15 protein-coding genes are annotated in these 21,488 nt (G+C 54.9%); 10 read left to right on the top strand and 5 right to left on the bottom strand.

The features are described 5' to 3' along the window. The first annotated feature begins 1 nt into the window (after window position 1). The 3 genes from SH139x_RS11590 to SH139x_RS11580 are packed head-to-tail and all read left to right on the top strand — an operon-like array spanning window position 2 to window position 6,829. Window positions 2-1,198: an ATP-binding protein gene (locus SH139x_RS11590; RefSeq protein WP_488355373.1), complete on the top strand. Its 1,197-nt coding sequence runs from the start codon at window positions 2-4 to the stop codon at window positions 1,196-1,198. Continuing rightward, window positions 1,170-4,886, top strand: coding sequence for a DUF5682 family protein (locus SH139x_RS11585; protein WP_488355372.1), 3,717 nt, complete (start codon window positions 1,170-1,172; stop codon window positions 4,884-4,886). The genes SH139x_RS11590 and SH139x_RS11585 overlap by 29 nt, the downstream gene beginning before the upstream one ends. Then, window positions 4,883-6,829, top strand: coding sequence for a hypothetical protein (locus SH139x_RS11580; protein ID WP_488355371.1), 1,947 nt, complete (start codon window positions 4,883-4,885; stop codon window positions 6,827-6,829). Before SH139x_RS11585 ends, SH139x_RS11580 begins: the two co-directional genes overlap by 4 nt. Here the strand turns inward: SH139x_RS11580 and SH139x_RS11575 are convergent, their stop codons facing one another. After that, window positions 6,830-7,495, bottom strand: a complete 666-nt coding sequence (locus SH139x_RS11575) for a helix-turn-helix domain-containing protein (protein ID WP_488355370.1) — start codon at window positions 7,493-7,495, stop codon at window positions 6,830-6,832. It lies immediately after the preceding gene. Between the two features lie 417 nt (window positions 7,496-7,912). Between SH139x_RS11575 and SH139x_RS11570 the strand changes: the two genes are divergently transcribed. Then, entirely contained in the window at window positions 7,913-8,263 is a 351-nt protein-coding gene (locus SH139x_RS11570; RefSeq protein WP_488355369.1) for a hypothetical protein, read from the top strand. A 147-nt stretch (window positions 8,264-8,410) separates the two neighbouring features. On the opposite strand, the gene SH139x_RS11565 is transcribed toward SH139x_RS11570, so the two are convergent. After that, a complete protein-coding gene (locus tag SH139x_RS11565) occupies window positions 8,411-9,286 on the bottom strand; it encodes a hypothetical protein (protein ID WP_488355368.1) in 876 nt (291 codons plus the stop codon). A gap of 330 nt (window positions 9,287-9,616) precedes the next feature. Here SH139x_RS11565 and SH139x_RS11560 point away from each other — a divergent pair, with 330 nt between their 5' ends. Next, the gene (locus tag SH139x_RS11560) at window positions 9,617-9,946 is read left to right on the top strand and encodes a hypothetical protein (protein WP_488355367.1); all 330 of its coding nucleotides are present in this window, start codon (window positions 9,617-9,619) and stop codon (window positions 9,944-9,946) included. Window positions 9,947-9,969: 23 nt separating this feature from the next. Here SH139x_RS11560 and SH139x_RS11555 read toward each other — a convergent pair whose 3' ends face one another. Further along, window positions 9,970-10,554, bottom strand: a complete 585-nt coding sequence (locus tag SH139x_RS11555) for a CIA30 family protein (RefSeq protein ID WP_488355366.1) — start codon at window positions 10,552-10,554, stop codon at window positions 9,970-9,972. 40 nt (window positions 10,555-10,594) lie between these two features. Here SH139x_RS11555 and SH139x_RS11550 point away from each other — a divergent pair, with 40 nt between their 5' ends. Next, window positions 10,595-11,122: a hypothetical protein gene (locus tag SH139x_RS11550; RefSeq protein WP_488355365.1), complete on the top strand. Its 528-nt coding sequence runs from the start codon at window positions 10,595-10,597 to the stop codon at window positions 11,120-11,122. Window positions 11,123-11,206: 84 nt separating this feature from the next. Here the strand turns inward: SH139x_RS11550 and SH139x_RS11545 are convergent, their stop codons facing one another. Beyond that, the gene (locus SH139x_RS11545) at window positions 11,207-12,655 is read right to left on the bottom strand and encodes a hypothetical protein (protein WP_488355364.1); all 1,449 of its coding nucleotides are present in this window, start codon (window positions 12,653-12,655) and stop codon (window positions 11,207-11,209) included. Between the two features lie 414 nt (window positions 12,656-13,069). Between SH139x_RS11545 and SH139x_RS11540 the strand changes: the two genes are divergently transcribed. The 4 genes from SH139x_RS11540 to SH139x_RS11525 are packed head-to-tail and all read left to right on the top strand — an operon-like array spanning window position 13,070 to window position 19,402. Further along, window positions 13,070-14,752, top strand: a complete 1,683-nt coding sequence (locus SH139x_RS11540; protein ID WP_488355363.1) for a cyclic peptide export ABC transporter — start codon at window positions 13,070-13,072, stop codon at window positions 14,750-14,752. 8 nt (window positions 14,753-14,760) lie between these two features. Then, window positions 14,761-16,032, top strand: coding sequence for an efflux RND transporter periplasmic adaptor subunit (locus tag SH139x_RS11535; RefSeq protein WP_488355362.1), 1,272 nt, complete (start codon window positions 14,761-14,763; stop codon window positions 16,030-16,032). A gap of 19 nt (window positions 16,033-16,051) precedes the next feature. Continuing rightward, the gene (locus tag SH139x_RS11530) at window positions 16,052-18,130 is read left to right on the top strand and encodes an ABC transporter permease (protein WP_488355361.1); all 2,079 of its coding nucleotides are present in this window, start codon (window positions 16,052-16,054) and stop codon (window positions 18,128-18,130) included. A gap of 6 nt (window positions 18,131-18,136) precedes the next feature. Then, window positions 18,137-19,402 (top strand): glycosyltransferase, encoded by a 1,266-nt coding sequence (locus SH139x_RS11525; RefSeq protein WP_488355360.1) that lies wholly within the window; start codon window positions 18,137-18,139, stop codon window positions 19,400-19,402. Window positions 19,403-19,466: 64 nt separating this feature from the next. On the opposite strand, the gene SH139x_RS11520 is transcribed toward SH139x_RS11525, so the two are convergent. Then, entirely contained in the window at window positions 19,467-21,356 is a 1,890-nt protein-coding gene (locus tag SH139x_RS11520; RefSeq protein WP_488355359.1) for a TolC family protein, read from the bottom strand. Between the last annotated feature and the right edge of the window lie 132 nt (window positions 21,357-21,488).

The following is a 21,488-nucleotide window of genomic DNA, read 5'->3' as shown; positions in this document are numbered from 1 at the left end:
CATGGCAAAAAAGAAAAGTGCCCCTCCGAATCAAGGCATCGATGTTGGGGATAACAAACCCTCCCCCGCGAACCCGTCGGTGAATCAGCAGCTGCCACCGGCTGAGGTTCGTTATGCCAGTGACCTGCAACAGCTGTCCGCAGCCGAGGCGACCGATCGACCGGAGAATTGGCTGCTATCTCCGCAGAGCGTCGTTGACTTTATTTGCGGAACGGATGGCGAGAAAATCGGCAAATCAAAACAAACGGCTCGCGTCATTGACGCTAAGTTCGTTGGCCCTCGGGATATCATTCAGAGATGCGTGGTAACATTAGCCGGTGAGCGCGGTCTGATGTTGGTGGGCGAACCTGGCACCGCCAAGTCGATGTTGGGAGAGTTATTAGCCGTCGCGATCAGCGGCACCAGCGCGCTGACGGTCCAAGGAACCGCCGGCACGACCGAAGACCAGATTCGTTACGGCTGGAATTACGCGTTGTTGCTTGATCGCGGTCCTACCCCGGAAGCATTAGTGCCTTCCCCCGTGATGCAAGGAATGAAACGAGGGAAAATTGTTCGCTTTGAAGAAGTCACCCGCTGCCTACCGGAAGTACAGGATGGCTTAATTTCATTATTGAGCGAACGGCGATTGGCGATTCCCGAGTTAATGGATGAAGAGGGCAGCCTGTTTGCCGCTCCCGGATTTAACCTAATCGCGACTGCCAATTTGCGTGACCGGGGAGTTTCGGAAATGTCCGCCGCGCTGAAACGACGATTTAACTTTGAGACGATCGCTCCGATCTCAGATGCTGAGAGCGAAGTGCGTTTGGTGATGGGGCGGGCGACGGCATTGTTGGCGATGGGCCGCCGTCCGCAGACCGTCGATGCTTCGTTGGTCGAACTATTGGTGACTGTGTTCCGGGACTTGCGGTCGGGACGGACCGAGGAAGGTTGGCAAGTCGAACGGCCGGGGACCGTGATGAGTACTGCGGAAGCAGTTGCCGTGACGGCAGCCGTAATGCGTGAAGCGGCATTTTTCCCCTCCGGGTTTGACCCGGTGACTCGCCTTCCCGGACACCTACTGGGCGTGGTGATGAAAGATGATTCCAAAGACCGTGAAAGGCTACTGAACTATTGGGATGGCCCCGTGCGACGTAGAGCGGAACTGGGAGGAGTGTTGTGGAAACGCTTGCATGAATTGCGTGAAACCATCGATCGCTAAGCTTCATTCCAAAAGTAAGGAAACGACCGTGTCGGAAACAGCGGCTGAGCACAATCCACAGGCTGTCATCGATTCGCTGGCCGCTTGTCAAACCCCGCTGCTCATTGGTGTGCGTCATCACTCCGCGGCGATCGCCCGCGTCATCAACACGCTGCTCGAACGTTTCGCGCCGACGACTGTGCTGGTCGAACTACCGAGCGACTTTGCTCCTTGGCTCGAGTATCTGGCGGACCCTGAAACCAAAGCTCCCGTCGCGATCTCCGCGGTGGACGCAAACGGATCGCTCGGTTTTTATCCGTTAGCTGATTTTTCGCCGGAATTCGTCGCCGTGCGCTGGGCGATCAAGCATGGGGTTCCCGTCATCCCCTGCGACCTCTCGGTTAGCGCTCGCCTAACACAAAACGAGCCGGCGGAAACAACGTCACAGTCAGACACTAACACCGAGTTTCAAAATTTGCTGGCGGCCCTGATGCGGCGGACTCAAGCGAACGATACCGGCCAGCTGTGGGAACGTCTGGTCGAATCGCCCGCGATGACCACCGACGCAGAGGATGTCCGCAAAGCGGGTCTGACCTTTGGTTGGGCAATACGTTCCAGTCACGCCAAGATCGATTCGCGTGATTTGTTGCGTGAGGCGGTCATGCGACAAGCAATTCGCGACGCCTCAAACCGCTGCGTCGCCATCGTTGGTGCATTCCATGCTCCAGTGCTAACGGCAACTGCGATTGAAACGCATGCGGCTGCGGACGCACAAGTTTTACAAGCAATGGAATGGGCCCCCGAAACAGTCGGAGTTAGCCTAGTACCCTATGGCTTCGAACAATTAGACGAACGCAGTGGCTACCCCGCTGGCATCCGCGACCCCGTCTGGCATCAACGCATGTTTGCTGCCGAAAACTCCCCAGCCATGGACGCAGCGTCAGTCGAATTGGTTGTCGATATCTGTCGTTCGATGCGTAAACGCGGACATGTTGCCGGAACGCCCGATGCCACCGAAGTCATTCGGATGATGCGAGACCTCGCTAACCTGCGTCGTTTGCCAGCGGCCGGGCGGAGCGAATTAATCGAGGCTATCGAAACGTGTCTCGCCCATGGAGAGCTGAACGGACGGGCTCGCGAAATCGCTAAAGCGGCCGAACCGGTGTTGATCGGCCGACGGCGGGGTAGCGTCTCACCACGAACTCCGCGTTGCGGTTTAGCCCTAGCGATTGATGAGTTGCTAGGTAGCTTTGCTTTGCCCACGTCGGCCGAAGCCAAGGGATCACCCCGCGAAATCCGACTCGATATTCTTCGTTCGCCTCGCGATCGCGTCAAAGCGGTCAACTTACGACGGCTCTGCGTGGTCGGCATTCCCTATGCCGAACGCGTGGATACCATTGCCACGGGCGAGCGTGAAAATCTAACCGAACGCTGGCAGGTTGGCTGGAAACAAGGTACCTCCGCGACGATTGAATCGGTCTCCCGCTTTGGCGTCACGTTGCCGCAAGCGGTCGCTGGAGCTCTCAGCCATCGTTATCAACAAGCTCAAGCTCGCCTCGGTGAACCAAGTGGCGAACCGCTGCATCCAGTCCAACTGTTGGAACGCTTGGAATTGGCAGCCGAATGTGGCCTCAACGAGTTGTTGGTTAACGACTTAGCTTCGCTAACTGGCATGTACTTGAAAACAGCCGGGTTATCGGAACTAACCAAAGCGCTAACCCTCTGGGGACGAATCGAAGCGGGGCACGTCGCGGCACTTCCTATCGACGACGCAAATGCCTTACCACCTTACATCCCCCGCTTTGATACGGCTCCCTTTGCCAATCTTGCCCCGCAATTGTTAGAAGCTACCTTGCAGCGACTGGAGGGAATAGCAGGGTCCAAAGATAAACAAGATATCCATGGCGTCAGTGATCTAACACATTGGTTTTATGATAACCGAACACGTAATGCCCAACGGTTGATTCGCTGGTGTGACCAAACGCTGCAGCGAGGCAGCGACGGTATGCGGGGATTGTCAGCTGGCGTGCTCGCGTTATTTGAAAAATTCGATCGCCCGCAACTCGCCGAACTGATCGGTGGCTGGTTCGATGCAGCCACTAGCAAACAGGGACGCCAACAACTGCGTGGGCGTCTGCTGGGGCTTACTCAAGTCTTGTTTCCCCACATGGTCTGTGACCCCAGTTGGTTGGCCGGTTTGGAAAATCGCCTGCTAGCAATCGGCGATGACGGGTTTATTCAGCGACTTCCCGCACTCCGCGGCGCATTTCAGGAATTCTCCCCAGCCGATCGCCAAAGGCTGCTCCGCGTACGTTTGGAACTGCACTCAGACCGAGGTCTTGCCCTGCGAATGGATATCGCTGATGCTCAGGTCGTTGCCGATGCCGGCTTATGGGCGGCTACCTTGCGAGACGCTGATCTGCGGGGTAGAGCCAGAATCCATGAAGTCATGCCCGATTTTAATTTTGCCATTCCCCAGCAAGTACCAACGAATCTGGCCACAGATTTACCCGCAACCACGATAAACCTGCTCGACAAGCGAGCCGACCATCAGATCCCAATTGCCGATCGATGGCGAATGATACTCGGCGTGCCCCCGGAGAAAAAATCCCCAGCCACGTGCGCCGCGAGTCGCTTGGACGAATTGTACGGCCATGGCAAAGGCGAAGGCGCACGCGATGCAATTGGCAATCGTGACTCTAGCCCTCGCGGCGGCGGTGATCAAGCACCTCAACCCACGCTGCTAGAATGGTCGGATGATTTAGAAAAGCTGTTTGGCTCTGATGTCTGCCAGGAAGTCGTAGCGGAAGCGATTGAACGCGGGAACGTGGCGGCAGTCAACCTATTGGATCCGAACCGAGTGACACCAAGCATTGATCTATTGCGACAAGTACTCTCGCTGGCGGGTGGACTGCCGGAACAACGCGCGGAGAAGCTGCGCAAATTGGCCAAACGCATCACAGCGGCGCTGGCCGAACAATTGGCGGTACGGTTGCAGCCTGCCCTCAATGGCCTCGCCTCCACGCGGCCCACCCGTCGCCGAAGTCGCAAACTCTATCTGCGTCGAACCATTCACGAAAATCTGGCGAATGTTTATCGCCGACAAAATGGCAAACCGAGCGTCATTGCCAAACGGTTGGTATTCCATTCCACCGCGCGCCGCGAAATGGATTGGCACCTCACCTTCGTGGTCGACGTCTCAGGCTCCATGACAGCCTCCGTAATCTACAGCGCCATCTGCGCGGCGGTCTTCGCAGAACTGCCCGCCCTGTCAGTCAGCTTTCTGGCGTTCAGCACCGAAGTGATTGACTTGAGCGATAAGGTTGTCGACCCCTTGTCGCTGCTGTTAGAAGTTCAGGTCGGAGGTGGCACCCGAATTGGTTTGGGCCTCGCAGCCGCCCGCGCAAAGATCTCAGTTCCCCAACGTACGCTGCTGGTCTTGGTCTCCGACTTTGAGGAAGGTGTCAGCGTCGGTGAGATGATGGGGGAAATCAGGCAGCTCGCCGAGAGTGGCGTACGCTGCCTGGGCTTGGCTGCTTTGGATGACGCCGGAGTCGCTCGCTTTCATCAAGGCTACGCGAATCTGGCCGCGTCAGCTGGCATGTCGGTCGCCGCCGTTGCTCCCGAACAACTGGCACGTTGGGTCGGCGACCAAATTCGCGGACATGCCAGCGGCGCTTCGCAGCCACAACCGAATGGTGCCGTATGACCGAGCAACCACGGCGACCGCTGATCGTGCCGCTGACTCTCGCTCAGTTCATCGATGCCGCTCCGGGGCGCGTGAGAAAACGGCTAGACAAAACTCCCGATGCGGCTCAGCAATGGGAATGGCTAGCCAGCGCCGAAGGTTGGTTAATCAACAGTGGGGAAGAACAGGTTACTTTGAAGGTAGAGCAGGGGGTGCTAGCCACAACCTCCGCCGCCGCTTGCACTTGCCTACTCTCGCCACGTTGCTTTCATATCTTGGCCTGCCTCAACACGCTGGCACCCGCCGAATCTCAGGATGGCCAAGAACCTCAAGATACTGCTGAGCCTCAAGATGTTATCGAGCCGAACGCGTCTCACCCCGCGGTGTCTACTATCGGGACGCTGGAAAGCCTAGGGCAAGCGACATTTATCGAGGTGGCACCAGCGATGCGAACCGCCGGCCAAACTGCCCGCGAGGAATTAAGACTGCTGACTCGCAGCGGCGGACGACGTGCTGACTTGTTAAGACAATCCGGGCTGTTGCGAGCGGCACACAGCTGCCGGGCCGCTGGGCTCATCAACTTGGGTAACCTGCTGCTGCGTGTCGTTGAAAGTGTACGTCGCCAACGGGAGGCCCTCGATACGGCGGATACACATTCGCTGGCCGACGGAATCGGCGTGGGCTTATATCACTGTGACCAACTGCTGCGAAACCAGCATGTCACGTCAGCGCTGATCGGACAGTCCCGCCGCCAATTCGCCGCCTGCGATCTAAAGAAGCTAACAGGACTCTGCGCCGAGCCAGTGCTCACGCTGAGTGGTTACGCCGGAGTGGTCGTCCATGTGCAAGGCGCGGATGCCGGCGAAGCAACGAAAGCAACGGAGTTGTTTTCGGTCAACCATCTGCGTCCCGGAGATCGCCAATGGATCTCGCAAGCCTACCGAGGCGGGATTGATGTGGGGAGCCAGACGCTCCAAGCCGCCGAAATGTGCCGTGGTCAAATCTTAGTGCAAAATCTCACCGTTTCTCAAGATGGTCGCCTGGGCAAAGGAAAAAACACCCGCTGGGCGATCACGAAACGCCCGCTCGAGCAAGCACCCTTTTCGCGCGGCCTTTTTGGAACAGCACTGGCAGCACAGATCCAAACAATCTTCGCCAACGCGGCCCTCCCCGTAAACGATCGAATCGCTGGCTGGAATTTAATTGCGTTCACTGGCCAAGTCGTCGGTGCACAAGGCTCCGCGTTGGTGGTGCGCGTTGGCGAAAGCATGGCTCCCTGGAAAATGAGAATCGCTATCGACCATCCCCACGTACCGTTCCGGGAAAATCTAACCCTGCTATCTCGCTGCCCGGGACTCATGCTGCGTTGCCTCGGCCGCTTGAGACTGAACGCAGCTGGAGAAGTCGACCTGCTGGCGATCGCTGCGGGGCAGGGGGAGGAAGCGGGTAGGGAATCAATGCAGCTGACGCCCCGGCCCACGCTCAAACTTCCTGACGAGTGGAAAGAAATCTGTAATGTTGGTTGCGATCTCTTAGAACGTCATCACGTAATTGGAATTCAGCGGTGGAGTGAAGAAGTCCATTTGGAAACAAAAGCGGAGCACTCGAGAGGAGCCTTCGAGGGTTCACCCCTGGACGGCCTGGAGCCACTGCGACGTCGGCAAATTGCGATCGCGCTGGGAGGGCGCCAAGGGGTCGCCGAAGTAACCTCCGAAACACATCTCAGAGATCGTTCCTTGCTGCTGCGACATCACCAACACACCGCCGCCGAACTGTTAGATCTGCTCGCGCTGACGGCCAAAGAACGCGAGCTGGAAATGCCGACGCGTGGAGCCGGTAAAGAGAAATTGCCACAACAATTCGAGCAAGTGTACTTGGCGACCCACCTTTACCTGCAATCTGCGGCGCTGCATTTCCAGCAACAAATGTGGCTGAACAAAATCGGCCTAGACGATCGTCATTGATCAGCCCCCAACCGCCAGTTTTCCTGCGGACCCCCGTAAGTAAATCCAAGGCTGCTCCGCCATACTTTCCATCAGCCACTCACGAAAAAACTCAAACAAAAATTCCTCATCTTCTAATTTGTCATCATACTCTTGCGACCACTCTTCATATTCCTGGTCAATCCAAGCTTCCTTCGCTTGCTCCTCCCATTGCTCAGTCAGCGCTTCCAGCCAATCCGAATACTCATGCTCCCGCCAACAGGCCACCTCATCCACATCGGTAACGTCCAATGCGTTCATCTCCGCATAGGCTGGCCACTCTCTTAACGCGTACGCCCTCCACTGTTCCTCGGCAAAGGCGTTCAACTCCTGCGGATCCGGCTCGAAGTTTTCCTCCAGGTAGGCATCCCACGCTTCGTCTTTTCTTAATTCAAATTCGAGCTTGGCCCGCTCAAGACCTCCGTTCTTCCACACTTCCTCGCAATAAACCTCTGGATCATCAATGATCCGCACCAATTCAAGTTGCAGGAAATTGCAAATTCGCTGCAAATAATCGAATTGAATCCCCCGCACTTCGTTGACAAAACGACTTAGCGTCGGTCGCGGGATCTCCAACTTGTCAGCCAACGCGTTTGATTTGTAATCATCGAATTCGATCACCTGCCGCACCCGCTTTTGAATTGACATCAAACTGCTCCAAACGTAAAATAAATTACCGCTAAGACAATACTACAGCAATCTAATGTAAATGCAAGCCATCGATTCAATTAAAATACCCTGAGGGTAACGCGGATTAATTGCCGGCGATTTTGATGCGCAGCTGAGCGTGATCGCATTTTTTCAGACCGGTGCGGGCTGGAGACCTCAGCTACTTGCGATTCGCTCGGATCACCCCAATCGGCCTTAGTGAGAGGACGATTTACATGCGAACAAGAATCTGGCGTATAAATTAAACTAACTTTCGCCCTGCGAAAGCACTGAGCAACGCTGCATCCGAGTAACGAAGCATGACTCATTTGCCGATCGTTTCCAAACCGACAGCCGGGTTTGTCAGCAGACGGGCCTGGAGCCCCGTCCTACCGTAGCCACCAACGAGAAAAACGCATGTCCGACAATCCATTTCAACCGACTACGGGTGAACCAAGTGACGGCATAGGGGGAACGCACTCCGCAAGCGATATGAAAGCTGCGTACAACGTGGTCACCGATACGGTGACGGGTGTAAACGTGCGTTGGAGTGACAACAAGTTTCAGGCAATTTTCATTTTCGCAGCGGTGCTTTTGGTAGCCGCAATCGGCGCGATCCTGGCGTTGCTGTATCCGCGTTGGGACTTGCCCTGGTATGGCGGAGCGCTAGTCGGCTCCTTCGGCGGACTCGTGATTGGGGTGCTCACCAGCGGGATATTCCTGATGATTTATCGCGCGGCAAGACACCTGATGGGAAAGCACGATTAAAGCGAGTTTCGCTGCGCAACATTCCGGTCTCGTCGGTTACTGCAAATCTGAATTGCCGTACCAACCCGGCGCTGCAATAAGAAAAAAGCCCACTGAGTCGAGCTCGGCACTGGATTTGCCACATCCTATCGTGTGACTTCCTAATCATCAGGGCCACCTGACCAAACTCTCAAACTCTTTTTGAATCCTGGTTGCGGCGGCGCTCTCGGGCTGGCGACCTCGCTGTGCCCAAAACTCCCGCACGCGAGCATTGAGAGGGAGATGACTATCGATCGTGCAATCATCTCGCCCGTTGATACGACGTTCGACAGGACGAACGATCGGAATCATGGTGATGTCATTATTGGTAAACGCCATCACCGGCCGATTCTCCAGATGCTTGGGCTCAATGACGACGATCGTCAGATCGGTAACCACCGGCGTTTGCTTCAACTTGATCTGATCTTCCATCTGCCGCAGCATCCGCGGCAATTCGGTCACGGTGAAGATCGAGTCGTGTCGCAGACCGCAGCGTACGACCGAGGTCACATGGCCCCTCGCCGAGCGGCCGAGTTGGTCCGATACGTCGGTAAAGTATCGTTGGAAAACGCCGCCCTCATCCCACTCAAACTGCTTGTTGACGTAACGTGCCGCCGTGGTAGCTTCCAGCTGGCCGAAGATTTCTCCCCCCAGTTCCGTGTTCCACCGGTCGACCAGTTTCGCTAACGCTAGTTCGTTGACGCCGTTCCAAAAGATACTGCCACCAGCAGGTGTGAAGGCATCAAACTGCTCCAACAACAGTTCGTAGGCTTCGTTGGCATATCTGTACGTGTTCGAGTCGGGCACCATGAAATCGCTGGCGTAGCGTTCGGCGATCGTTACTTTGGCATTCACGCTGCCCGGTTTCGTGAGCTTGATCAACGTCGGCCCCGCCGTGTCATGCCCGGCCCGCCGCGCTCCGGCCATCGCCATCGATCGACGATGCACGGCTTGAACCAACTCGGTGTTAAACTCCCGGGTACCGAACATCTTGCGAGCCAGCATCGGATCTCTTTTGACCCTCTGCAGCCAAAAACTATCGCTCTCGCCTTCAGATTGGGGAAATGTATTTTGTAGCTTTATGTACAGTTCCAATGGAATTAAGCCGCGATAATTATTAGCATAAAGCATGCTTCGCCCTCGACACTGCTGTTCAATCAGTTCACGGAACCAATCGATTTTTCCAGGGAAATTTCACCGGACCTGCCACCTCGTGTCGCAGATCAGCCCTTTGCATAGCAAAACGGTGCCCCGGATTGTAGACCGAATTGAGCCCCCCAGCATCCAAAGGTGGGTTCTGAGAAATTTATCGCTCTAACTTCCGCGACAGGCCCCATGGTAAATCCCTACAAAGCGTCAACGACTCCTGCGGCCAAATCACCACCGACGATACGCTACTATGTGAGTGCCGTGCTGCTGGTGTTGGGCGGCCTAGTTGTCGCCGCGCCCAGCCTCATTTACTTGCTCGCCAACTCAATGCGGGCGGGGATGCCCAGGCGATACGCCACCTATGACGAAGAAGTTTACTTGTTCAACAACTCCGTCCCAGCAGCTACGGCACACCAAATAGCGTTCATCACCGTGCCCCTGTTATTCGGACTAGCCGCCCTGCTGTTGCATCGGGGGTTTCGCAACAAACGACTTGAGCGAGCCGAGGAAGCTTGAAAAACCAATTCCTCACTTGCGGTCTACTTGGCGATCTTAATCCAGTCGATGGCGATCTCGAACGCTCCCGGTTTTTTGTCGCCCAATAGAATCCCCACGGCTTGCACCCGGGCCGGCGCCAACTGCATGTTTGCCATCGGGCGACCGAAGGAGTGGGCTACGAATTTATCAACCGGCAGTTTGATTTCGATCCATTCCCCCTGCTTCGTATCAAAATCGGTTTGATACGAAAATGCGGTGCGTCGATCGGGAGTGTAAAGGTTAAACGTATAACGACGCCCGTCTCCTTTAACTCGTAGCACGATCGTATCACCAGCCTCCAAACCGAGCGATCCGCTGGGGCGAGAACGAACCGAAGCAAAACCACCGTTATTTTCCAAGGATAGGTTGCCGGAAAACTGCATCATCGCACCACCCGACTCGAGCGGGACAATGCGAGCTTGGCTGGTCGACCGGCCCCCCATGACTCCATCGTTCACAATCTGCCATTTGCTCACCGCGGAAGCTTCGGTGAACTCAAACAACGTAGCATTGTCCTCGGCGGAAATCGCGGAATGCAGCGGCAAACAACTTACGATAAAAAGGCATAGTCGTGCGAATCGCTTCATAATATTGCTACTCATTAATAATCGGTGGTCCGTAATTGCCATGGCTGAGTTTCTGCTTGTTCGCGTCTCCGTCTGGCTGGCCTGCGTCGCTTGGTTCATCGGAGCACTTTGTCGACTCTCACCGCCACGATTGCAGAACGACTTGCCAGCATCCTCTCCTAGTTTAACGAAATTCCAAGCCGCATTTGCTTGGTCTTGGTTGATCGGGGCCGCGCTCCTGTCGATTCATATCGTGGCAAGTTACGCTTTCGTCTATCACTGGAATCATCACGCGGCGCTGGCTGCCACCGCGGAGGATTCGTTCCGCATGACTGGGGTGCGGGCCAGTTGGGGAGTTTATGTAAACTTTGCATTCGCAGCAATCTGGCTGAGCTACAGCCTAGCATGCTTGACCGGAAAACGTTGCCGCGGATGGTTTGATACGGCAATATACCTGTTCCTAGCATTCATCGTCGCTTGCGGCACAATCCTGTTTGAAACCGGTACCGTCCGCTGGACTGCAACTGTTGCTGCGTTAATCCTGCTCGCTCAGCACGTGCGTGCTAAGCACCTCCCGATAAGTGATTAAGCAAAACGGAATCAGCCTCAGCACGCTAGCGTGCGGTTCCGCGAAACCGTGAGCTAACGCTCAACAGCTGATATAACCGAAAGACTAAGAATTTGTTCCCAGCACAATTTGACTGGTGCCTTTCGGCAAGTCAAAACAAGCGACGATTTTTCCACCATCGGCAATCCACGTGCCCGCATCCAAAGTCGCCGGCTGGAGCACTTCACGCAACGGTCTGCGATCGTTCCCCTGCTCAATGTGGACCGGTCCCGTTCCGCCGTCGATCTGCAGCGTAAATCGGTCTGTCGCAAAGGGCGCTGTCAACGTCAGCCGGTTGCCCTCGTATTTAATCTCGGTCAGTTCTTTAGCAGCCCAGTACCGAGCAATCTCACTGACCTTCATCCAGATCGTGTCGTTGGCAAAGCGGCTTGCCAAAGAGGTAACGACTCGCTGGAAAGCTTTAAAACCTTCTTCACTACCGTTGCTATACATGCCCGGCCAGTGACAAAGCATCACTGCCGGTTGTCGTCGATCGATCAGTTCAACCATGCGGCCGCTAGTTGCCTGGACATGGCAATAGCGATCAGGTTCGGAGAGCGAATCGCCTTGCCAACCGCCAAACCAATCACCCGTACCCGCCGGAACATTTACCGTCACTCGCACATCCTCGGTGCCCAGCCCGCGTAGACATTCCAGCTGCGGCTCGGTGCTCTGGTCGCCAGAGATGACGTACTTGAAATAGTGCGGCAGTTCAACGCCATAAACGTCGCGAACCGCCTGATCGACAGCCAGCGGTAATTCGCTTTTCACCGCATTCCCAAATCCTCCCGGAGTCGTGACGCCTTCACAGGGTAGATCACAGTTTTTCAAGATGCGGAGTGCATAGGCAAGATAGGCGGCCAATTCATCCACGCTCTTCTTCTCTTGCGGATAAGAGTTCTCCATGGTTGCCGAGCTAATCTCGCTGAACGGTCTGCCGGTCTTTAAATCGATCACCCGCGTGTGCGTGATCATCTCGGGATGAATGTCCCAGTTGGGAACCATCAATTCGCGAACAAGCTTTAGACTGGACTGTAATTCCGCTCGCGACCACCCCGGCAGTTCGCGGTCGAGCCAACCGACGCAAGCGGGATTGGGGACGATGCTGTATTTGCCTTTCACTCCCTGGTCGGCACACCACTCGCCAAACAGACGGACAAACGCATCCGGGATCTCGCGAGGCCAAGTCCTCCAAGGTTTTTGATACTCGGTGCGGTTGGGCCAAGCGGCCGCGAATTGCGGGTTGCAAAAATGCCCCATGTTCACCAGGCAGGTCGAATCATCAATGATGAATGATAGGGGCACACGATTCCGCGGCATTAACACTTTGATGCCTGCGGGACGGGATGGAAGCCGATGGGGACCTTCAACATCTTGCGCGATGAGCTCGGCGTGCTTAGCCGACAGTAGACGAGGACCACCCACCATGAGGGCTGCGGCACCGACAGCCCCACAAGCTGAAGCTCGGAGTAATTCTCGCCGATCCTGATCAAAAGATACTCGGTGCGGATTCACCTCAGACACTCCTTAAAGCTATTCGCATGGTACCGACTGGCACAACGTTACTTGCCAAGTTGCATCAGTCTACTCAGCCAAGCAGCATGTTGCTGCTCCCCACAACACTTATTCCTCCCGGACAAATGGGACGGCATGCCGCCAAAACCGCTGGAAGCCCGATCGTCCTTTAAATCACGGCTTCCTCTGCAACTTGCTGCATGCCCCGTAGATAACATCCGCAAGTACCGGCGCGGATCTCACGTTCATAACCTGGGACGTACTTTGCCTGAAAAAGTGCGATTAGGTGGATTTTTGCGTATTCAGCGATTTATCCGGGTTTAGCGATCTTTTTGTCGCCTGTGGTCACAAGCATGACGAAAACGAACAAGTAGGAAACCGAAATACGAGAAGCTAAACATACAGCCATCACTCATGAAACTGTTGTTATCGCTCGCCAGATCGTCCTGGGGTGTCGGCTCGGTGTCCGCAATGCTGGGTGCACTGAGCGGCGTGGCCAGTTTAACGCTGATCACCTTGATTCATCACGCACTCACAGCGTCCAGCCAAAGCACGACATCCTCACGATTGACAAATGAGCTACCCTTCGCGTTTGCCGCAGCATGCTTGTTCGTACTTGCTACCCAAGTGACCGCTAAATTCATGCTGGTGCGTCTCTCTCAGGCAACCGCTGCTCGTTTGCGATACGAGCTCTGTTCAAAAATCATTTCTGCTCCATTGTCTACCCTTGAGTCTGTGGGCCAACATCGCTTGCTGGCAACTTTGATCGATGACGTGGGCGCGATCACGTACGCGTTGTCGTCCTTTCCGGCGGTCTGCGCAAATGCGATGGTGCTCTTCTGCGGCCTACTCTATTTGGCATTTCTTTCACCGCTGCTCGCGGCGGCGACCGTGCTCATGGCTGGCGTCGGAGTGGGTATGTTTTTGGGTGGGATTCGCCTGGGTAATCGCTCGCTCTGCCAAGCTCGTGAGGATCAAGATGAGGTCGTTAAACAGTTACGAGCGATGATCGTTGGCATCAAGGAGCTGAAAAGCAATTCATCTCGTTGCCTCGACTTTGTCTACGAGGTACTCTTACCAGCCGATTCAAGGATGCGGCATTCGCTGATTCGCGGCGAAAGCATTCAGGGATTTGCACACAGCTGGGGCCGAATATTCTTGTTCATTGGCATCGGTCTGCTGCTATTCGTGTGGCCGCAACTGTGGCCGGTTAGCGGTGCAACACTGACTGGTTATGTTCTAACGATTCTGTACCTGACTTTCCCGCTTGATGGAATTCTTGGCTGGCTGCCCGCATTCAACGCGGCCGGGATTGCTGTGACCAAAATCGAAACGCTCGGCTTGCTAATTGACCAACCTGAAAATCAATCCAGCGGCGCACACAAACCACACTTTCGCAATATTGAGTTGCAGGCGATCCAATATAACTATCAGAGTCATGGCGAACCTACTTACCAGCTAGGCCCAATCGATTTCAACCTTAACGCTGGTGAAGTGGTATTCATTGCTGGCGGCAATGGTAGCGGTAAGACAACGCTCGTCAAGTGTTTGACGGGATTGTATCTACCAGCCCAAGGCGAAGTTCGCTGGAATAATCAAATCGTTGACGATCATAATCGAGCAGATTTTAGGCAACTTTTCTCCACGATTTTCGTCGAAGGCCATTTATTCGATCGCTTGCTCGGAATCGATGTCGACCCTGCAGAGGTCACACGTTGGTTAACCTTGCTCGGTGTGGAAGACAAAGTCGACTTACCAACCGGCAAAATTTCACAGGACAAGCTCTCTCGTGGCCAGCACAAGCGATTGGCACTGCTCGTCGCGGCACTTGATGATCGACCCATTTTTGTTTTTGACGAATGGGCAGCCGAACAAGACCCGGGCTTCAAACAAGTCTTTTATCAGCAAATTGTGCCCGAGTTGAAGCGGCGTGGAAAAACAGTCGTCGCTATCACTCATGATGATCGCTTCTTTGCTGCCGCAGATCGCGTGGTGAAGCTAGTGGATGGGAGTCTGCAAACACACCCCCATCTTGAGACGATCATCGAGGATTCATCTTCAATAAAAAGAAATCATCGTGGTTCAACAGCAGCCTGAGTGGCAACATGAAATGGATTAGCAGATTTCGTAGCCGCACCAGTTGGGCGGCGGTCATAGCGGTGACCTCGACTTTATTGGCTGCCGGAGTATGGCACGTCCACCGCAGCTTGGCCGCGTTGCCACCACTGCGGACAGTACCGATTAAGCGTGGTGATTTGCGGATGTTTATCGCCGCCACGGGCACCATTGAACCGAAGTCAGTTGTCGAAGTAGGAGCTTTAGTATCCGGGAAATTAATTGCATTTGGCGATGGGAATAGCCGCCATGCGGTTGACCAGTCGTCTCAGTCGCCCATCCCAGTTGGAACCCGAGTCAACCAAGGAGGTATACTGGCTCAAATCGATCCTCAGCTGTATGAGATTGAATTGCAACAAGCACGCGTTGCTCATCGTCTAGCCTTGGCGGAAGCTGCCAGGCTACAAACACGGCTGGATCAGTCGAGTCGAGAACTAGAGCGAGCGGAGCGTTTACGTTCCACCAACTCCGAAAGTCAATACGACCGTATCGCCACGGAATTTGCCATCGCACAAGCCGACTTACAAATGGCAAAAGCGCGTACCGAACAAACCGCATCACACATTCAATATGCTGAAATTAATTTAGCGCGGACGACAATTCGCTCGCCGATCGACGGCGTGGTCATCGATCATCGCGTAAACCTTGGCCAGCAAGCTGGACCTACGAGCCCTGGAATGTTTCTCATTTCCGCCGATCTCAAACAAATGCGCGTCCGCACCTCAGTTAGTGAAACGGATATCGGCAAGGTTTTCCCAGGACAGCCAGTTGTCTTTACGGTCGATGGCTATCGTGATTCAACTTTGACAGGCAGCGTTGAACAGGTATTGATGAATGCGAGAATTCAAGGAAACTTTGTCACCTATGATGTCCTCGTGAAGATTGACTCCCATGCGGTAAATTTATTGCCACACATGACCGCTGATGTGCAGTTGGAAACAGTCAATCTCACCAACGTCTGGTTGGTACCGAGCGAATCACTAGATTGGCAACCCGACTCTACGCGACAAGCGGCAGCCTTCCGTATCGACGGAAAAGCCCTCCACCTTGACGCGGAACATGATTCGAAGCGGTCGGCGCGTATCTACGTCGCCACGGAGAATGGTCAAGTCCGGGCAATCCCGGTGGATGTCGGCGTCGATGACGGAACAAAAACGGCGGTCTCCGCAGAAGGACTCCAAGAAGCGCTGCCGGTTGTGGTGGGGACGATCCGCGAAACGACACTCGCCCGAATCATTCCCAGTGTCAAAACGCTGCGATAACAAGAGCTCCATTGCTACCATGACTATGATCGAACTGGAAGGACTAACAAAAGACTACCGCGTTGGCGATTTGGAACTCGCGGTTCTGAAAGGCATCACGCTGGACATCGATGCTGGAGACTACGTTGCCCTAATGGGCTCTTCAGGGTCGGGGAAAACGACGCTGATGAACCTAATGGGCAGTTTGGATACGCTCTCGCAAGGTACTTACAAGCTCGCTGGAGTAGATTTATCAACGCTCGATGCTGCGGAGCTCGCAGCGTTTCGCAGTCAGAAGATTGGCTTTGTTTTTCAAAACTTCAATCTGCTGCCCCGCACCACAGCGATCGACAACGTGCTGCTGCCGACGATCTATGCAAAAGATGGCCGCACTAGCAGCGAACGCCTTGCCTATGCTCGCATGCTGCTCGACTCAGTGGGGCTGTCGGGACGTTTTGATCACATGCCCAACCAACTCTCCGGTGGTGAACGACAGCGAGTGGCGATTGCCAGGGCACTCGTGAATCGGCCGCAGTTATTGTTGGCTGACGAGCCGACAGGAAACTTGGACTCTCGTACAGAGCAAGAAATTCTCGCCGTTTTTCGCGAACTCAACGAAAACCATGGGATCACCCTCGTGGTCGTTACCCATGATAGTGAGGTGGCGGCACAGGCGAATCGCGTGATTCACATGCGCGACGGTCTGGTGGTCGAGGATAGCGAAGTCGGGGGACATTTTCTCAAACCTCCATTCGGGAAGCCGGCTCCCAAAGCAGCGGAAAGGGCAAGCGAACCAGCTGAGTTGTGCACCCACGGTTGGACCATTGCGGCAACTGTGAATGCCATTTCCATTGCCACGGCGGCGCTGCGGCGCAACCTCTTGCGAACTACGCTGACAATGCTCGGCGTGATCATTGGCGTCGCCTCAGTCATTTCGACGATGGAACTGAGTTCTGGCGCGTCAGCGGCAATCGAAGACACGATTGCCAGCATGGGGGCGAGCATGTTAACGGTCAGCCCCAGCAAAGGAGCATCCGATGGGACCCGCCAACGCCCCATTCAGATCGTTCCCGATGACGTGCTCGCAGTTGCCCAACAGTGCGATGCAGTTCGCGTTGCTGCTCCGCTAATTTATTCCCACGTGCAAATCGTTCGCGGCAACCGACGCTGGCGTCCCACGCTATGTCTCGGTACAACGCCAGGTTATCTTAAGGCACGCAATTGGGACCAGCTGGAGATGGGGCGGGGATTTACAGACTCACAGGTGTTCGACTCCGCCAAAGTTTGTTTGTTAGGACAGACCGTAATTAAAGCTTTATTTGACGATTCGTACCCTATTGGCGAAGAAATCCGCGTTAACGGAGTACCGCTGCAGGTTGTCGGTGTGCTGACGGCCAAGGGTGGGGATGTAATCGGTAATGATCAAGATGATATCTTAATTGCCCCCTGGACGACGCTGAAGTTCAGAGTGAACGAACAATTTAGCAACTCCCAGCGGGTGACCACATTCTCCGATCTAATGCCGCAAATGCAATTGGCTTCGCTCGGCACGAATGTCCACCGCGAGGAAGTTCATCAAATCTATGTGCAGGCCAAGTCACCGTCAGACGTCGAGCGCGCACGGGAACAAATCACGGCAGTTCTGTCGCGTCGCCACAACGTCGATCCCAAAGGTGCCTACCGCATGAATGATATCACTGAGGTTTCGAGAGTGGTCAATCAAGTCGTCGCGGGCTTGTCAGCACTCGGCCTGGTCATCGCTGGCGTTTCCTTGATGGTCGGTGGGGTGGGCATCATGAATATTATGCTGGTCTCGGTTACGGAAAGGACCCGCGAAATTGGCCTCCGCATGGCTGTGGGTGCCGATCGTGCGGCAATCCTTCGCCAGTTCTTAATCGAGGCCACCGTGCTCTGCATGATCGGCGGTATCGTTGGAATCTTTGCCGGGCACGGGTGGTCGGTGGTGGTTGCCAAGGTGATTGGCTGGCCAGTCGTTTGGTCGCTGTCGGCACCCTTCGTTGCCGTCACCGTCGCCGCGTGTGTCGGCATCTTATTTGGGTACTACCCAGCTCGCAAAGCTTCCCAGCTAAATCCAATTGACGCGCTACGTTATGAGTGATTTGACATGCTGCTGCTGATCGCGAAAATCTTGTTTTGGGCCCTGCTGCTATTGGGTCTTTTCAATACGGGCTGGATAGTCTACCTGGTCGTGATACTTCGTCGCAGCACTCCACCGCCCCCCCGAGAAACCATATCACCATCGCGGAAGACTGCCGTATTTCTATGTCTGCGTGGTGCGGATCCTCACTTGGCCACTTGTTTACGTCGCTTGATGTCGCAAGACCATCCGCATTACGAAGTGATGGTGGTGGTCGATTCACCGGAAGACCCCGCGTGGTCTATCGTCAAAGAAGCTATCCAAGAATTTGGGTCGCATCGTCTCCGCGCGTGGTCTTTGGCCGAGCGTCGCTTGACCTGTGGATTAAAGAACAGCTCATTAGTGCAACTGCTTGATCAACTCGAAGAAAACCACGAGATCGTTGTGTTGGCCGATGCCGACGTTCAGCCTCACGCGACCTGGTTGCGTCAATTGGTGGCACCGCTGGAGGATTCCAAAGTGGGAGCGACGTTTGGTAATCGTTGGTTCTTGCCCAAACGCAAGAACTTGGGATCGCTGGTGCGACAAACGTGGAACGCACCGGGGTTAATTGTGATGGCTGCCTTCAAGATTCCCTGGGCGGGCTCGATGGCGATGCGACGCGACCTGATCGAAAAGGGAAATGTGCGTGAAAAATGGAGCAAGTCAATCGTTGATGATGGTCCAATTCGTGAAGCAGCCAAAGAACTGGGACTGAAACTTGCTTTCGTGCCAACTCTAATTATGGCGAACCATGAAGTGTGCGACCTGCCGTTCGCGTACCAATTCTTACGCCGACAATTGACATGGACACGCACCTATGTCTCGTCGCTTTGGCCATTGATGGTCGGGTATCACCTGCTATCGTTATGCTTAGCTTCCCTTGGTATCCTACTTGCCGTCGTCGGTGTATGCACACAGCGTTATGATACCGCGACATGGGCAATTTTTGCCAATTTCGCTTCCTGGATGATTGCTTATGGACAGACGCTGATCATCGATAGCGAGGCTTGCAGAGTAATCCGCAAGCAAGGTGAGACCGTCGAGACATCGTTTGGTCTGCGATCATTTTACGTCCCCTTAGCAATCGCCTTGGCGGCATCGTTCGGATTAATCGCGGCCTTTATTGCCACATTCGCCCGTCGAATTGTTTGGCGTGGCGTCACCTATGAAATCCGTGGCCCCTGGGATGTACGTCTCGTCAAGGACAGCATCGCGACTCCAACCTGCACGATCGCGGACGCGTCGCTTTGATAGCACCCACACGAGGTCTCCATCGTACCCGCTGCCAGCTTACCAACCTGTTCAGCTCCGCTCGTCACTTGGCTTGAAGATACGACGACGGGGACAATTGAGCAAATCGTGTTTCATCCCTAGTAGAATCTGCGATCACAACACCAATCGTGTCCAATAGGGTCCCTCTGGCATGATGAAAACTCACAAACGCTAAATTGTAATCGACGATCGCTCGCTGACGCATCGTACTCGACTCAGTCAATCGTAATTGAGCATCAAGCACCTGTTCGATTAAATGATCTCCCGCCTCGTGCCGCTCAGCTTCAGCAGCCAAACGAATCGCCGCCGCCTGTTCAGCATCTGTCATTACTTGCACAACTTGGTAGGCTCGATCGAGCTGAGTCAATGCGGCCTGAAGTTCCGCGTTGATGAATTGTCGTTGTGATTGCAACACAGCCAACTCTCGGCTAAGTCGCAAGCGAGCATGCCGAACAGCTGCGTTTTCCAGTCGGTTACTGACTGCTCTGCGAATTTCAATACCAACTTGCCAACCGTCAAGCGGCTGATTGAAAATGGGCGAATCTTGAATCGGGTCATCCCCTAACTTTCGGTAAGCTCCCAACAGGTCTACCTGAGGTAACTGCAGATTATGCGCGGCGATCGACTCCATCTTTGCAACGCGAAGAATTTCTTCTTGCCGACGTAGTTCCACGCGGTTCGCATGTGCCATTGCCACGGATTCTTGCCAATCGAATCGAATTTCCGCGCTCATCGGCGCCGCGTCAGGAACGATCAGCCTGCCGTCGACCGACGGCAGGCCGAGTAACGTTCGCAAACGCAACTCCATTGAATAGACTCCGCTCCCAATTGATCCGGTACCAGCAATTGCGTTAGACACTTCGGCTTTGGCCACGCAATACCGATGATGTGCTTGCGCCGCTCGATCTGCCGGCGAAGTCGCCGCTGCGACACGCTGTTGTTCACGTTGCCAAGTCTGGGCTGCGTATTCCAAAGCCACCTGCTTGGTGTGGGTATTTTGGTAAGCAAAATGCAACTCCCAGTAGGCCGCCGCCACGTCCATCACAAGTTTATTTACAGCTTGTTCAAGGGCCAGGCTGGCTTGCTGCTGCTTCGACCGGGCAATTAGGATCCCGCCATAAAAACCGGGCCGCTGAAAGGGGCCAGTGATTTGCTGAATTTGGCGACCAGCCCCACGCATTAGCGGATGCCTTAGTTCGCCTCCCAATGCAGCATAGGCTCCACCGGCCAACTCCTCATCGTACCCAGCAACGCCCCCTACGCTAACCGCAGTGCCACTCGGCAAAACTTTGGCAAAGCCGAGCTTCGTCAGGGTCTGCGGCTGAGCAAAAACACCAAATTGGCCGGAAGAAAATGCGGAACCGACGCCGCGGCCGCCGCCATTGTAAGTCACTCCGCTCTCAAATTGCGTGTCAAAAGCAGCCAAAGCAGCCTGAGGTCCGATCGAGGGATGACTACCAATCAGGCTCGCATCGAACGTGCTTGGTAACGTGTCGGGCATGCTCAAAACCTGCCCTCCCAAGTCGCCAATTACCGAGTTGTTTTGCAGTGCTAAACGAACAGCGTCGTCAAGGGACATCTCGACCCGCGGCAACTGAGCATAATCTTCGATGCGAGGGGGAGGGAAATCGGCATCTCGCTCCGTTGCGAAGTAAGAGGATCCAGCCTCGAACCTCGCGGTAGGTTGCTGTATTGCTGCCGCAGGCTGCCGAATTGCCGCCGCAGGCCGTGCGTCCGCTTGTATCGTGGGGGCTGGCAATGTTTCACGAACGCCTTGGTTCGCCGCGTCCGCAGCAGGGCCCATCAGGTGACAGCCGCCGCACAAGGGTGGCATTAAAGCAACCCAACCGGCGCGTACGACAAGCCAACCACGGCTCCGCTTCGCAGCTGGTCGTCGCAGCTTGAATCGTGACAAAAACGTGAATCTTTTCATCGTGAAGACGGCCCAAAAATCGAATGACTCTCCTTGTCAATCGGATCATTGCGACCCGGCGCGCCAGCCAAACCCGCTCAATCCTCGCAATTGCCGCCCCCCAGATGCGACGCCCTGGTTTCCCACACAGGT

It is taken from the genome of Kothea flammea (assembly GCF_052161645.1).
In the GTDB taxonomy this organism is placed as follows: Bacteria; Planctomycetota; Planctomycetia; order Pirellulales; family Pirellulaceae; genus Laterigemmans.
Note: the sequence above shows the minus strand (reverse complement) of the source record. Positions and strands in the feature narration are given on the sequence as shown.